16 protein-coding genes are annotated in these 13690 nt (G+C 35.6%); 10 read left to right on the top strand and 6 right to left on the bottom strand.

All coding sequences use genetic code 11. From position 1 onward, the window contains the following. Window positions 1-152 precede the first annotated feature (152 nt). From hisG to CVS93_RS04820, 5 genes are read right to left on the bottom strand one after another with little or no spacing between them, the layout of a single operon-like run. Window positions 153-761 carry an ATP phosphoribosyltransferase gene (gene hisG, locus CVS93_RS04840; RefSeq protein WP_084041952.1) on the bottom strand — a complete coding sequence of 203 codons (609 nt, stop codon included), beginning with the start codon at window positions 759-761 and terminating at the stop codon, window positions 153-155. Next, the gene (locus CVS93_RS04835; RefSeq protein WP_085658059.1) at window positions 758-1387 is read right to left on the bottom strand and encodes a type III pantothenate kinase; all 630 of its coding nucleotides are present in this window, start codon (window positions 1385-1387) and stop codon (window positions 758-760) included. Before CVS93_RS04835 ends, hisG begins: the two co-directional genes overlap by 4 nt. Further along, on the bottom strand, window positions 1374-1706 hold the full coding sequence (locus tag CVS93_RS04830) for a hypothetical protein (RefSeq protein ID WP_107686784.1): 333 nt from the start codon (window positions 1704-1706) through the stop codon (window positions 1374-1376). Before CVS93_RS04830 ends, CVS93_RS04835 begins: the two co-directional genes overlap by 14 nt. Next, window positions 1703-2710 (bottom strand): L-seryl-tRNA selenium transferase, encoded by a 1008-nt coding sequence (locus tag CVS93_RS04825; protein ID WP_107686783.1) that lies wholly within the window; start codon window positions 2708-2710, stop codon window positions 1703-1705. The genes CVS93_RS04830 and CVS93_RS04825 overlap by 4 nt, the downstream gene beginning before the upstream one ends. Next, window positions 2710-3273, bottom strand: a complete 564-nt coding sequence (locus CVS93_RS04820; RefSeq protein ID WP_087580345.1) for a hypothetical protein — start codon at window positions 3271-3273, stop codon at window positions 2710-2712. The genes CVS93_RS04825 and CVS93_RS04820 overlap by 1 nt, the downstream gene beginning before the upstream one ends. Window positions 3274-3400: 127 nt before the next feature. On the opposite strand from CVS93_RS04820, the gene gatC reads away from it, so the two are divergent. Genes gatC through CVS93_RS04775 form a run of 9 tightly spaced genes read left to right on the top strand, consistent with a single transcriptional unit; the run spans window position 3401 to window position 10858 of the window. After that, a complete protein-coding gene (gene gatC, locus CVS93_RS04815) occupies window positions 3401-3688 on the top strand; it encodes an Asp-tRNA(Asn)/Glu-tRNA(Gln) amidotransferase subunit GatC (RefSeq protein ID WP_107686782.1) in 288 nt (95 codons plus the stop codon). A 10-nt stretch (window positions 3689-3698) separates the two neighbouring features. Continuing rightward, window positions 3699-4838 carry a type IV pilus twitching motility protein PilT gene (locus CVS93_RS04810; protein WP_107686781.1) on the top strand — a complete coding sequence of 380 codons (1140 nt, stop codon included), beginning with the start codon at window positions 3699-3701 and terminating at the stop codon, window positions 4836-4838. After that, window positions 4838-5449, top strand: a complete 612-nt coding sequence (locus CVS93_RS04805; RefSeq protein WP_107686780.1) for a CvpA family protein — start codon at window positions 4838-4840, stop codon at window positions 5447-5449. Before CVS93_RS04810 ends, CVS93_RS04805 begins: the two co-directional genes overlap by 1 nt. Window position 5450: 1 nt before the next feature. After that, window positions 5451-5918, top strand: coding sequence for a Fur family transcriptional regulator (locus tag CVS93_RS04800; protein ID WP_021091630.1), 468 nt, complete (start codon window positions 5451-5453; stop codon window positions 5916-5918). A gap of 4 nt (window positions 5919-5922) precedes the next feature. Beyond that, complete coding sequence (lysS, locus tag CVS93_RS04795) at window positions 5923-7431, top strand: lysine--tRNA ligase (RefSeq protein ID WP_234400097.1); 1509 nt, start codon at window positions 5923-5925, stop codon at window positions 7429-7431. Next, window positions 7428-8672: a serine hydroxymethyltransferase gene (locus tag CVS93_RS04790; RefSeq protein WP_107686778.1), complete on the top strand. Its 1245-nt coding sequence runs from the start codon at window positions 7428-7430 to the stop codon at window positions 8670-8672. The genes lysS and CVS93_RS04790 overlap by 4 nt, the downstream gene beginning before the upstream one ends. Continuing rightward, window positions 8672-9214: a DUF1882 domain-containing protein gene (locus tag CVS93_RS04785; RefSeq protein WP_087584142.1), complete on the top strand. Its 543-nt coding sequence runs from the start codon at window positions 8672-8674 to the stop codon at window positions 9212-9214. Before CVS93_RS04790 ends, CVS93_RS04785 begins: the two co-directional genes overlap by 1 nt. A gap of 13 nt (window positions 9215-9227) precedes the next feature. After that, window positions 9228-10073 (top strand): SPOR domain-containing protein, encoded by an 846-nt coding sequence (locus CVS93_RS04780; protein WP_107686777.1) that lies wholly within the window; start codon window positions 9228-9230, stop codon window positions 10071-10073. Continuing rightward, window positions 10070-10858, top strand: coding sequence for a shikimate dehydrogenase (locus CVS93_RS04775; protein ID WP_107686776.1), 789 nt, complete (start codon window positions 10070-10072; stop codon window positions 10856-10858). Before CVS93_RS04780 ends, CVS93_RS04775 begins: the two co-directional genes overlap by 4 nt. A gap of 121 nt (window positions 10859-10979) precedes the next feature. Here the strand turns inward: CVS93_RS04775 and CVS93_RS04770 are convergent, their stop codons facing one another. After that, a complete protein-coding gene (locus CVS93_RS04770) occupies window positions 10980-12035 on the bottom strand; it encodes a TRAP transporter substrate-binding protein (protein ID WP_021091622.1) in 1056 nt (351 codons plus the stop codon). 90 nt (window positions 12036-12125) lie between these two features. On the opposite strand from CVS93_RS04770, the gene pyk reads away from it, so the two are divergent. Beyond that, window positions 12126-13577, top strand: coding sequence for a pyruvate kinase (gene pyk, locus CVS93_RS04765; protein WP_107686775.1), 1452 nt, complete (start codon window positions 12126-12128; stop codon window positions 13575-13577). The last annotated feature ends 113 nt before the right edge of the window (window positions 13578-13690 follow it).

Raw genomic sequence — 13690 nt, 5'->3', positions numbered from 1 at the left:
ATTAAATAATAATCTCTCGTGATTAAATTTGTGTTGCTAAGTACTAAGATGCGCCAATAGCTACTACTACGTTATTCCAAAAGAATTTATAAGCGAATAGTCGGACTTTATAATTAGAGAAATTTTGTACTTTATGATAAGAAAGAAGGACTTTAAATTTCTTCTTTGATTTTTTTGTAAAGTTCTAAAATCTCATCTTTTTTAATGATAAAACTATTTTTATTTGCTATTAGATAAGCTGAGCTTTGCATGATATCACCAGCGATCTTTAGTCCATTTTGTTTCATAGTCGAGCCAGTCTCAACGACATCAACTATCGCATCGCTTAAGCCAACTAGTGGTGCAAGTTCGATCGAGCCATAAAGCTTGATGATCTTTACAGCTACGGCTTGTTTCGTAAAATAATTTCTTGTTATATTTGGCATTTTTGTAGCTATTTTTAGCTCTGGCTGGCTTAGATCTAATTCAGAGTCATTTTTTATGCCAATACAAACTTTACACTGTCCGATTTTCAAATCTAGCAACCTTACAACATTTGGCTTGTGCTCTTCAAGTACGTCAAGTCCCACCACACCAATATCAGCTGCACCTTCTGTGACATAAGTTGGGATATCTTGGTTGCGAACCATTAAAAATCTAAAATTTCCTTCTTCAAGGATTAACTTTCTATCTTCAAATAAAAAACTTGAACCAAAAATTTTTCTAAAAATTTCTAGTGTTGCCTCGGCTATTCTTCCCTTTGGTAGTGCTACTGTTATCATATTATCATATCTTTCTTTTCAGTTATTAGCTTTTGCATGGCACGAAAAACTAGCATCTTGTCGCAAATAGCATTTTTAAAAAATTTTGATAAAAAGTCGCCATCTCCACCAGTAAAATATACTTTTTTGTCACCGGCTAGTTTATCTAGTAGAGTTATTATTGGTTTAATAATGCCATAACTCACAGCATCGGCTGTTTTTTGTGGTAGGGCATCTATGTCAATTTGCGAATTTATAGTGATATCAAGTCGTGGCGAGATGCTTTTATAGGCATTTAGCATACTTGAGATGCCTGGCAAGATATATCCTCCAAGGTGAATAGAATTTGCCATAATGTCAACCGTTATGGCACTTCCAGCATCAACGATTACGCCATTATTTATAGAGTAACATGCTGCGATTCTATCTACTCCTAGACCTTGATATATCGTATCAATAGTAAAAAATGGTTCTAAATTTACAAACATTTTATCATCTTTTAAAAGATTTAAAATTTCATCATTTACGGATATAAAATATACTTTTTTTTCTGGCTTATAGCTTTTAAACTCAGAAATTTTCATACGTGAGATTTTGCCATCTTCTAAAAATGTAGCATTTGTATTGCCTATATTACACAAAATCATAACATCGCCAATTATTGTCTTGTAGCTCTTTTAAGGCCTTAGAGCAAATTTCTGAGCTATAAAATATAGTTTTTTTTCTTAGGCTTGTTTGGAATTTTATCTCTATTTTTTTAGAAATTTCTTCAAGCTCCAAAGCCTCTTTGCGTAGTAATCTACTTTTTGCTGTTCTTAAAAAGACAAGATTGTAAAAGCTCTTATTGTCCACTCCCCAAAAGATATCAAGCGTCTTTTTTGTGCTAAATTCACTTGTATTAAGTGCTTTGATATCTTTTAAAAGGATTTTTTTGGCTTCAAAAAGCTCCCAAATTTTTTGGTTCATTGCCCTAAATTAACAAGTTCATTATCATAATAAAAGGCACCATTGCCCATAAAGCTTTTATCTTTTATCTCATCGCTAAATTCATAAATTTCAGCTCCACTGAGGTCTAAATTTGTTTTTATAACGTAGCCTGTTTTTTCGATTACGTAAAGCTTATTATTGATAATAGTAGCTGCTGAGAAGATGGCAAATTTGAAATTTACTTTATTTTGCTCTTTTAACATAAGATTTGTTCTTACGATCGTACCATCTTTTTTAAAGATATAAATTTCATCGTTATTAACTAGTACATCTTTGATCTCGCCGTCATAATAAACCGTTTGACTTGGGTTAATGACGATTAGTTTTTTCGCTGTTGCTGCAATTAGATTATCGCCCTCAACGCCTAAGAATATGATGTTATTAAAGAAATTTTCAGAACTTACGACCACGTCACGTAAAATTCTACCAGTCTCTTTTTGTACTATATAAATTTTGCCATCTAATGCCGGATAAACGATAAGCGAGCTCATAAAAAATGGCGCTACGATCCTTGAATCAACTGCTGCTATATTAGACGAGCTATATTCCATTATTGTTGTTGCGGTATTTATGTCTATTAGATAGATGTGGTTTGCCGCGCTAATAGCTGCTAATAGGTTTTGGTCAAGAGAAGCAGCAACGATTGCTGTTGGAAATTTATTACTATAAACGCTGTGTCCGCTAGGATCTGTCACATTTAGATCGCCATTTATACTAGCTGAAATGATAAAGCCGTTGTTTTCATTTAAGAAATTAAAATTTTCAGGCAACTTAATGTTTGTATTTAGGCCGTTTTTGGTGATAATATTGCCGTTATCAAGAGTGGCACCATTTGCATTTGCTGATTTGATATAAGATGGCATATCTTTTGACAAAGAAATTTTGCCAGAGGTTTGAGCTGGCTCGAAATATTGTCTTTTTGTGCCACATCCACTTAAAACTAAGGCCAAGGCAAAAGCCAAGAAAAGAGTAATTTTTTTCATTATTTTATTCCCTGATAGTGTTTTAAATTTTTAACTAAAGTTTGAAGTTGAGAGTCGAGTGAAATTTTATTAAACTCATCATTTGCTTCTTTGATTTTGTTTTGTTTTAAAAGCTCAAAACCTTTTAAAAGTGTGCTATATTCGCTTAAAATCTGAGTGTTTGCATTACCATTTTGTGAAAGAATGATATCTTTTACTATAGGATTTACTTTTAAATTTGCAAGTTCACTAATGCCATTTGTCTCATTTTTATCAAGCTTTTGCTGAAGTGAAAAAAGTGCATATAAATTTGGTTCTTTTTCTTTTAAAATGCTTAAGGCATTTGCATCGTTTGGATTTAAAATGAGCTTTGAGTAAGCCAAATTTGCATCTTCAATTCTATTATCATTTATTATTTTGTTCGAATAAAATCCAATAATTGCAATGACGGCAACAATAATGGCAATTATCATAAATTTTTTATACTTTCTAAAGAAACGCTCACCTTTGATCATGCTTTCTAAAAACTGTTCTTGAGCACCAATCTCTTGTTTTATCTGTGTTAGATCTTCTTTTATAGCCAACGCTTTTCCTTTGTTTTTAAAAAATTTTAATTCGCAGATTTTAACATAATTAAATTAAAACTATCCCAAAATTAAAGCTTGAATGTGATATAATGGCTCAAAATTAATTAATAAGGTTATTTATATAATGCAAATAGATGATATTCTTTTAAATAAACTAGAAAAACTTTCTGCCTTACAAATCAGTGATGAAAAAAGAGAAGAAGTAAAAAAACAACTAAGCGAGATTGTATCTTTTGTTGATATTTTAAATGAACTTGATCTAAGCAGCGATGAAGCTGTAGTTAGCTCTATAAAAGGTGGCACACCTTTAAGAGAAGATGAGCCAAGGCCAAGTGATGTGATTGATACGATCTTAAAGTACGCTCCTTCACGTGAAGGGCATTTTTTTGCTGTACCAAAAATAATAGAATAATGGTAAAAATATGGATCTAATTGAACAGCTTCAGGCAAAGAATTTAAGTATAAAAATACCAGAAGATAATAACCTTAATAATCTTGCTGGCGATATAAAAACACTTTTAAAAACTGTTGTGAGTGATAAGGCAAGCGATCTTCACCTTGTTTCAAGATCCGAGCCGCAAATAAGAGTAGACGGTGCTTTAAAGCCCATTAATTTTGGCATATTAAGTGGCAAGGATATAGAGAATTTATGTTTTGCTTTGATTACTGATGAACAAAAAAGTGAACTTGAGAATAATAAAGAGCTTGACTTTGCGATTGAGCTTCCAGATATTGGCCGCTTTCGTGGCAACTATTACTATACCATGAATGGCGATTTAGCTGCCGCTTTTCGTATAATCCCAATCAATATCCCATCTCTTTATGAGTTAAATGCCCCACAAATTTTTAAGCATATTATTAAGCGTGAAAAAGGTCTTATTTTGGTTACTGGACCGACAGGAAGTGGTAAATCAACAACTCTTGCAGCCATGCTTAATGAGATAAATTTAAATTATAGAAAGCATATTATTACAATTGAGGATCCAGTCGAGTTTGTGCATAATAATAAAAAAGCTCTATTTTCTCATAGAAATATCGGCACTGACGCAACTTCTTACTCAAGGGCCTTAAAATCTGCGGTTCGTGAAGACCCAGATATCATACTTGTGGGCGAGATGAGAGATAGAGAGACGATTTCAACGGCTATTACGGCGGCTGAGACTGGACACTTAGTCTTTGGTACGCTTCACACAAATTCAGCCATTCAAACTATAAATAGGATCGTTGATAGTTTCGATGGAAGTGAGCAATTACAAGTAAGAAATATGCTTAGTGTTTCGCTAACCGCTGTCGTTTCACAAAGTCTAATCCCAAAGATAGGCGGTGGAAGGTGCGCGGTGCATGAAATTTTAATAAACAATATGGCTATCTCAAACTTGATACGTGAAAACAAAATACATCAAATTTACTCTCAGATGCAGCTAAATCAACAACAAACTGGTATGAGTACGCAAACTCAGGCTTTGATGAAAGTACTAAAAGAGGGTAAGATTACAAAAGAAAATGCGCTAGCTTATTCAACTAGTCAGCAAGAACTTCAAAATTTAATAGGAACTATATAATGGATTTAGTAACGTGGTTTGATATTATTATTATTGCTCTTGTCTTGATGCTTGGCATAAAAGGCATATTAAATGGACTTATCAAAGAAGCTTTCGGACTTATCGGACTTATCGGCGGCTTAATTATAGCTAGCAGATTTTCAGATCTATCTGGTGAGTTTATAACTAAAAATATATATAAATTTGAAAATCCTTCATTTTTACAGTTTGTTGCATTTATCTCTCTTTGGCTAGTTTTTTGGATAGTTTGCTTGCTAGTTGGTAAATTTTTATCAAAAATAGTTTCAGTAAGTGGGCTTGGTTTTTTGGATAGACTTGGTGGATTTGTTATGGGAAGTGGAAAAATTTTCTTAACATTTTCGGCAGTAGTTGCTGCAATATCTGGTACTTCGCTAAATAATATAATTGCTCCTTATTTTGCGAACAGTAAAGTTTATCCGGTTTTGATAGAAACTGGCAAATGGATAACAAATCTTGATGTTAAAAATATCAAAAGTGAGTTAGATGAGATAGTGGCAAGACCAATGGATACAAATAAAACTGATGCATTTATCTCAATGGATGCAAATGCTAGTGTAAATACCGACTCTAATATCACAAAAGGGGAATAAGATGATAGAAAATTTAGAATATGATGCGTTGCTTGAGAAATTCAAAAGAGTGCTTCGCGACAATGGTTTAAAATACACGAAACAGCGTGAAATTTTACTAAAAACGCTATACAACAATGGTGAACACTTTACTCCAGAAAGACTTTATCTTTTTATAAAAGAAACGCACCCTGAGCTAAATATTGGTATCGCAACTGTTTATAGAACACTAAATCTACTTGAAGAATCAGAAATGGTGACATCAATCAGCTTTGGTTCACAAGGCAAAAAATTTGAGCTTGCCACAAAGCCACATCACGACCATATGATATGCAGAAAGTGCGGCCTTATCATAGAATTTGAAGATCCAATGATAGAAAAAAGACAAATCAGTATCGCAAAAGATCATGGTTTTAAACTAACTGGCCATATGATGCAGCTTTATGGAATTTGTGAAAAATGCTCAAAAAATAATATAAAGGGAAAGTAAGGTGATATTTGACAACCAACATGAGATTCAACGACTACAAAGCATAGACGAACTAAGAAATTTAGGTATTAATCCATATCCGCATTTTCTTAGAAGAGATATGAATATCTCTAAATTTAGACTAAAATTTAACTATATTAATGATACAGAAGAGAAAAAGGCCGAAGGCCAGCTAGTAGGTCTTGCAGGTAGAATAAAACTTATTCGTGATGCTGGAAAAGCCGTCTTTGCAAATATCGAAGATGAAGATGGAAATTTACAAATTTACTTTAGTAATAAAACACTTGATCCAGAATGGTTTAAAATCGTTAAAAAATACGTAGAGATAGGCGATATCGTCTATGTCAGAGGTTATGCATTTATAACAAAAACTGGCGAATTTTCTATGCATGTAAGCGAGCTTAGCCTTGCTTCAAAGTCGATAAGTCCACTTCCTGAGAAGTACCATGGTCTAGTTGATGTTGAGACAAGATATCGCCAAAGATATCTCGACATGATAATGAACCCTGAAGTTAGAGCAGATTTTAAAAGACGCTCAGTGATTATTAGTACGATTAGAAGATTTTTTGAAGAAAAGGGCTTTTTAGAAGTTGAAACACCGATGCTGCACCCAATAGCAGGTGGCGCAAATGCTAAGCCATTTATCACTTTTCACAATGCTCTTGGAGTTGAGAGATATCTAAGGATCGCACCTGAGCTATACCTCAAACGCCTTATAGTAGGTGGCTTTGAGGCTGTTTATGAGATGAATAGAAATTTTAGAAACGAAGGTATGGATCTTACTCATAATCCCGAGTTTACAAGTATAGAGTTTTACTGGGCATATCATAACTATCATGATCTGATGGGCATTACAGAGGATCTTTTTAATGTCATTTTGGACAAGCTAGATATGGAAAAAGTTGTAAATTTTGACGGCATGGAGATTGATTTTAGTAAGCCATTTAAGCGAATAAGCTACAAAAAAGCTCTCGTTGAGATCGGTGGACTAGATGAGAATATCATAAACGACAAAGATAAAATTTTAGCAAAACTAAGAGCTGATGGCCTTGAAGCAAATGAGAAGCTTGATCTTGGTCACTTGCAGGCTGAGCTATTTGATAACTATGTAGAGAGCAAGCTTATACACCCAACTTTTGTTATTGATTATCCGATTTCGATCAGTCCACTTTCAAGAAGAAGTGACGCAAATCCTGATGTGGCTGAGAGATTTGAGCTATTTATCGCTGGTCGTGAGCTAGCAAATGGCTTTAATGAGCTAAACGATCCAGTCGATCAATACAACCGCTTTAAAGCGCAAATCGATGCTAAAAACGCAGGCGATGACGAGGCACACGAGATGGACGAGGACTATGTAAAGGCCCTAGGATACGGCATGCCACCAGTTGCAGGAGAAGGCATAGGCATAGATAGACTTGTGATGCTTTTAACAGATAAAAAATCAATACGCGACGTTGTTCTCTTCCCAGCGATGAGACCACTAAAAACTGAGACAAAGGAGAATGAAAAATGAGTTTGCAAAGCTACGATAAAGATATTTACGACCTAGTAAATTTAGAGTTAAAACGCCAATGTGATCACCTTGAGATGATCGCTAGCGAAAATTTCACATATCCAGATGTTATGGAGGTGATGGGCTCAATCCTAACAAACAAATATGCTGAGGGCTACCCTGGTAAGAGATACTATGGTGGTTGTGAATTTGTCGATGAGATCGAGCAAATCGCGATCGATAGATGTAAAGAGCTCTTTGGATGTGAATTTGCAAACGTTCAACCAAACTCAGGCTCTCAGGCAAACCAAGGCGTTTATGGTGCTTTGCTTAATCCAGGCGATAAAATTTTAGGCATGGATCTAAGCCACGGCGGACACTTAACTCACGGCGCAAAGGTAAGCAGCTCTGGCAAGATGTATGAGAGCTTTTTCTACGGCGTCGAGCTTGATGGTCGCATAAACTACGATAGAGTTATGGATATCGCAAAGATAGTAAAACCAAAAATGATCGTTTGTGGCGCAAGCGCATACACAAGAGAGATCGAGTTTAAGAAATTTAGAGAGATAGCTGACGCTGTTGGCGCGATACTCTTTGCAGACGTTGCTCACATCGCTGGCCTAGTCGTAGCTGGTGAACATCAAAATCCTTTCCCACACTGCGACGTCGTAAGCTCAACTACGCATAAAACATTAAGAGGCCCAAGAGGCGGCATAATAATGACAAATAACGAAGAGTATGCTAAGAAGATAAATGCCTCTATTTTTCCAGGCATCCAGGGCGGACCACTAGTTCATGTTATCGCAGCAAAAGCAGTTGGTTTTAAGCACAACCTTAGTCCTGAGTGGAAAATTTATGCTAAACAAGTGAAAGCAAATGCTAAAAAACTTGGCGAGGTGCTAATAAGTAGAGGCTTTGAACTAGTAAGTGGCGGCACTGATAATCACCTAATCTTAATGAGCTTTTTAAACCGCGAATTTAGCGGAAAAGACGCAGACATCGCTCTAGGAAATGCTGGCATAACTGTAAATAAAAACACAGTCCCTGGCGAGACAAGAAGTCCATTTATCACAAGTGGTATACGTGTGGGTAGTCCTGCGCTTACGGCTCGTGGTATGAAAGAGGCTGAGTTTGAGCTAATAGCAAACAAAATAGCTGACGTGCTAAGCGACATAAACAACACATCTTTGCAAGAGAAGACAAAAGCTGAGCTAGTTGAACTTGCTCATAAATTTATAATCTATGATAAAGCGACATTTTGATGCAAAGTATTGATACGGCACTTATAAAGATTATTACAACTCACTACTATATCAAGCGTGATACGATCGTTAATAAAATAGAATACAGAGGCAAAATTTTCTTTGATAAATTTGAAAAGATAAATGAGCCACTGACCTATAATATTATGAAAGAGCATGAAGAGGGCAAAGCTGTTATCGCACACTCTTTAATAAATGCAAATGATAAAGTTGAAAATATAGTCTTTGACTATAACGGCAGAACCCCAGATAGATTTTGGCATAAAGCACAGCTTCTTCTAAGAGAAGAAGGATTTATAAATTTTACAGCCTACGAGAGTAAGACACCAGGCCATCTGCATCTTTATGTGCATAAAGGTCACACTACGCTAAATGAGGCTTGTCAGCTGGCAAACGTGCTCAACGCAAAGCTTTCACAGAAGTTGCCTAAAGAGTGGAGGATGTTTCCAAATATCGATATGCCAAAAGAATTTAATATACTAACTTTACCTTATAAACTCTATCAAAAAGAGCGTGGGGCAAGTTGGTCAAAATATATGTAATTAAGGATAAAAAGTGGAAAATGATGAGTTAAAAGATATTCTTTTAGAAAGAGATGATGACGCAAGAGGATTGAAACTAAAAAAACTTCTGATATTTATAGCAGCTCTTATTATACTTTTTTTGATTATTGTAGTGGCTATGAAGCTAGTAAATTCAAGCGATCCTTCACAAGCTCAAAATGAAGCTGATTCAAGACTAGTGCTTCCTCCAGTACCAGCTGAGCAGCCAGTAGATAGACAAGCTCCGATAGCTGATACAAATTCAGACAATAAAAAAGGCGATACACAGCTCTTTGAGCAAGTACCGATCGTGCCTGAAAATAAGCAACAAGACGAATTTGAAGATATGATCAAAAAGCTAAAGGATAAAGAAAACAATAAGCCTATTTCTAAAACTGAAGAGTCAAAAGAGATAGTTAAGCCTATTGAAAAGCCAGCTGAAATACCAGCTAAAAAAGCTGAGGCAAAGGTAGATGCTCCAGTTAAAAAAGTCGAAAAAGTAGCAGCTACTGATAAAAAGAGTGAGGCAAAACCAGCTAAGACTGAAAATAAAGTAGATAAAAAGATTGAAAAAAAGGCTGAAACCAAAATAGATAAAGCAGACAAAAAAGCTGAGGTAGCTAAAAGTGAACCTGCCACAAAAGGCTCTTATGTTCAAGTATTTGTGACTAGTAAATTTAATCCAAATGCTGAATATATGAAAAAGATCGCTGCTAAGGGATATAGCTACAAAACTATAAAAGTTGGTGAACTGACTAAAATTTTAGTTGGTCCATTTGATGAAAAAACACTTCAAAAAGCAGTAGGTGATATTAGAAAAGATATCAATAAAGACGCTTTTATCTTTAGAGCAAAATGAAAACATTCGCAGTCTTTGGAGATCCAATAGCTCACTCGGTATCTCCGAGGCTGCACAATAAAGCCATTGCAGACCTGGGCTTAAAAGCACTTTATACAAGAGTCCTGCTAAAAGATGGCAGCGAATTAATCAATAAATTTAAATCCTTAAAATTAAACGGTGCAAACGTAACACTTCCACATAAAGAGTGGGCTTTAAATTTAGCCGATGAAGCTTCGGATATAGCACGCAAAATAGGCTCTGCAAATACGCTTGTGCTTAAAAATGACAAAATTTATGCATACAATACAGATGCGCCTGGGTTTCTAAAGGCAATAAAAAATTTTAAAGGTGTAAAAAAAGCTATTGTTCTTGGAGCTGGCGGTACTGCAAATGCCATAACTTATGCATTAAAAGAACAAGGTGTTGATGTTTGCATACTAAATAGAAGCAAAGATAGACTTGAGAAATTTAAAGATGAGTACAAATGTTTTAGCTGGGATAACTATGAAGAGCAAAAATTTGATCTAGTCATTAACTCGACCTCTGCTGGCTTAAAGGATGATTTTCTACCAGCACCTAAAGAAATTTTAAAAAGCATTTTTAAAGATGCTAAATTCGCATTTGATGTGATTTATGGTAAGCAAACACCATTTTTAGAAATGGCCAAGCAAAATAGCCTTGACGTAAAAGATGGCGCCGATATGCTTTTATATCAAGCAGTTCTAGCACTAAATTTATTTTTTAACAATACACTTGATGAGTCAAAGATCGAGCGCTCAATGAGAGAAATTTTCTATCTATAATAGCCACCAGCATTTATTTTTGTAAAAATTTATGGCTTGTATAAAAACGTTTTGATTAAAAATTTTATTGAAAGTAACTGGAGCAAATATAAAAAGCAGGGAAAATCCCTGCTAAATTTTACTATTCGTTTGTTTTGATATAAGCGTAGTCTGAAATTTTAGTCCATTCTCTTGCTTTTTTAAGGAAAGCTCTTTGAGACTCAACGATCTCTTTAAATAATGGATCTTTAGCACTCTCTTCATCAAGTAGTTCATTAGTAGCTTTTTTAAGAGCTGCAATTACTTCTGGAGGGAAAGATTTTACTTGGATGTCTGGATACTCGCTTTTCATTTTATCCCAGTACTCAACATTTGAATAAAATACTTTTGTATTTGCATCTCTTGCTACTTCAGCTGCAGCTGCTTCAAAGATCGCTTTTAGATCATCTGGAAGCTTCTCGTATGATTTTTTATTAAAGAAAAACTGAGTTTCACCGTTTGGCTCTTGCCAGCCTGTGTAGTAGTATTTTGCCACTTTATGAAAGCCAAGTGCCATATCATAAGCTGGGCTAACCCATTCGACTGAGTCAATCGTTCCCATCTCAAGAGCCATGTAAAGCTCACCAGTTGGGATAGTGTTAATGTTAGCGCCAAGTTTAGCGTAAATTTCACCACCAAAGCCCGGAATTCTTATCTTTAAGCCTTTGATATCATCTAATGATTTGATCTCTTTTTTAAACCAGCCACCCATTTGCATGCCAGTATTTCCAGCTCTAAAAATTTTGATATTGTATGGATCGTAAACTTTTGCCTCAAGCTCCTTGCCACCGCCAAATTCATACCAAGCTGTTTGCTCATCAGTATTCATCATAAATGGAGTTGCTGTAAAAAATATAGTTTTAGCATCTTTGCCTTTATAATAATAGCTACTTGTGTAGGTAATGTCGTATTGACCGCTTTTAGCAAAATCAAGCATTGCAAAAGGTGATTTATGCTTTGATGGATAATCAATCCTTAGCTCAAGTCTGCCATTACTCATCTTTTCAACTTTATCCTTTAGCTCTTTTGGTACATCACCAAGCACTGGCATAGTGCTCTCCCATGAGCTAGCAAGCTTTAGCTTATAAACTTTATCATCTCCCATAGCAACGCAAGCAACAGCTGCTAGACCAAGAGACGCTAATAAAAATTTATTCATATCTTCTCCTTTAAAATTTTGACTATTATACAAAAATTTACATTATTAAAATGTGTTATAATCGCAAAAATCAAATTTATGGGGCATAAAATGATAAAAAAGACGAAAATCGTAGCTACTTTGGGGCCAGCAAGTGATAATGAAGAGACAATGGAAGCGATGGTAAAAGCAGGTGTTAATGTCTTTCGTTTAAATTTTAGCCATGGGACACACGAATACCATAAATCAAACATTGACAAGATAAGAAATATCGAAAAAAGGCTAAATAAAAGAATAGGAATTTTACAAGATATCTGCGGCCCAAAGATCAGAGTTGGCAAGCTTAGTGAGCCATTTTATCTAAAGGCTGGTGATGAACTTAGTATCCATGCCGATGAGATCGTCGGTGAAAAAGTGGAAAAAGGAATTTATAAAGTAAGCCTAAATCAGCCTCAAATTTTGCCTATGCTAAAGGTTGGCGAGTATGTCTATCTCTATGACGGCTCTATAAGGGCAAAGGTCGTTAGTGAAGGCAAAGAAATAGTAAAAACTATCATTGAAAATGATGGAATTTTAAACTCAAACAAAGGCGTAAATTTTCCAAATACAGCTCTTGGCATAGAGATCATCACACCAAAAGATAAAGAAGATATGAAATTTGGCGCAAAGCATGGCGTAAATTTTGTCGCCATTAGCTTCGTACAAGATGCAAATGACGCAATAAAGGCAAAAAATATCTTAAAAGAATTTGGCTCAAGAGCTGCTGTTTTATCTAAGATCGAGAAATTTGACGCGGTTGAAAATATAGACGACATCATTGCAAAGAGTGATGGTATCATGGTAGCTCGCGGCGATCTTGGCATAGAAGTGCCATTTTATAAGGTCCCAACTATCCAAAAGCTCATCATCAAAAAAGCAAATGCAGCAAGCAAGCCAGTCATCACAGCAACTCAGATGATGCTAAGCATGGCAGAGCATGAGACTGCCACAAGAGCAGAGATTAGCGACGTGGCAAATGCTGTATTAGACGGCACTGATGCTGTTATGTTAAGTGAGGAGAGTGCGATCGGTAAAAACCCAGTCGCGGTCGTAGAGGCGATGAGTAAAACGATCATCCAAACTCAAAGCATCTATCCATATAATAAATTTGATGAGTTTGACTTTTTTGACGAGACTGATATGGTGGCAAGTAGTGCCGCATCTCTTGCTGTTCGCATAAAGGCAGATGCTTTAATCTCAATCACTGGCTCAGGAAAATCGGCCATAAAATTAGCTAGAAACCGCACAAATATCGACATCATCGCAGTCGCTCACGATGAGCAAACAGCGCACATGCTTACTCTTGCTTGGGGCGTTACGCCAGCGCTTGTACTAGAAAAAACAAAGCTTAGCTCACTTTTGGCAAATGTCATGAAAAAGGCGTATGAAGAGGGATATGTCGAACACGATAAGACTTATCTTGTCACAGCAGGTCACCCTACGGGCGTTGAGGGTAGCACAAACCTTATACGCATCATCAGACGCGATCAGCTTGATTATTATTTGGAGCTTGCAACTGAGTAAATTTATATACTCTCTTGCAAATTTTAAAATTTTGCTTGCTCGTAAGAATTGACTGCTAAGATTTGTCTTTGCTTTTTGCTTAGCTCAAATTTTATAGCCGAAATTACTCACTC

It is taken from the genome of Campylobacter concisus, assembly GCF_003048535.1.
GTDB classification, from domain to species: Bacteria; Campylobacterota; Campylobacteria; order Campylobacterales; family Campylobacteraceae; genus Campylobacter_A; species Campylobacter_A concisus_S.
Note: the sequence above shows the minus strand (reverse complement) of the source record. Positions and strands in the feature narration are given on the sequence as shown.

Coding starts and splice junctions, on each gene's coding strand:
- hisG (WP_084041952.1), bottom strand. CDS start 761: ATGATAACAGTAGCACTACCAAAGGGAAGAATAGCCGAGGCAACACTA.
- CVS93_RS04835 (WP_085658059.1), bottom strand. CDS start 1,387: ATGATTTTGTGTAATATAGGCAATACAAATGCTACATTTTTAGAAGAT.
- CVS93_RS04830 (WP_107686784.1), bottom strand. CDS start 1,706: ATGAACCAAAAAATTTGGGAGCTTTTTGAAGCCAAAAAAATCCTTTTA.
- CVS93_RS04825 (WP_107686783.1), bottom strand. CDS start 2,710: ATGAAAAAAATTACTCTTTTCTTGGCTTTTGCCTTGGCCTTAGTTTTA.
- gatC (WP_107686782.1), top strand. CDS start 3,401: ATGCAAATAGATGATATTCTTTTAAATAAACTAGAAAAACTTTCTGCC.
- CVS93_RS04810 (WP_107686781.1), top strand. CDS start 3,699: ATGGATCTAATTGAACAGCTTCAGGCAAAGAATTTAAGTATAAAAATA.
- CVS93_RS04805 (WP_107686780.1), top strand. CDS start 4,838: ATGGATTTAGTAACGTGGTTTGATATTATTATTATTGCTCTTGTCTTG.
- CVS93_RS04800 (WP_021091630.1), top strand. CDS start 5,451: ATGATAGAAAATTTAGAATATGATGCGTTGCTTGAGAAATTCAAAAGA.
- CVS93_RS04790 (WP_107686778.1), top strand. CDS start 7,428: ATGAGTTTGCAAAGCTACGATAAAGATATTTACGACCTAGTAAATTTA.
- CVS93_RS04785 (WP_087584142.1), top strand. CDS start 8,672: ATGCAAAGTATTGATACGGCACTTATAAAGATTATTACAACTCACTAC.
- CVS93_RS04775 (WP_107686776.1), top strand. CDS start 10,070: ATGAAAACATTCGCAGTCTTTGGAGATCCAATAGCTCACTCGGTATCT.
- CVS93_RS04770 (WP_021091622.1), bottom strand. CDS start 12,035: ATGAATAAATTTTTATTAGCGTCTCTTGGTCTAGCAGCTGTTGCTTGC.
- pyk (WP_107686775.1), top strand. CDS start 12,126: ATGATAAAAAAGACGAAAATCGTAGCTACTTTGGGGCCAGCAAGTGAT.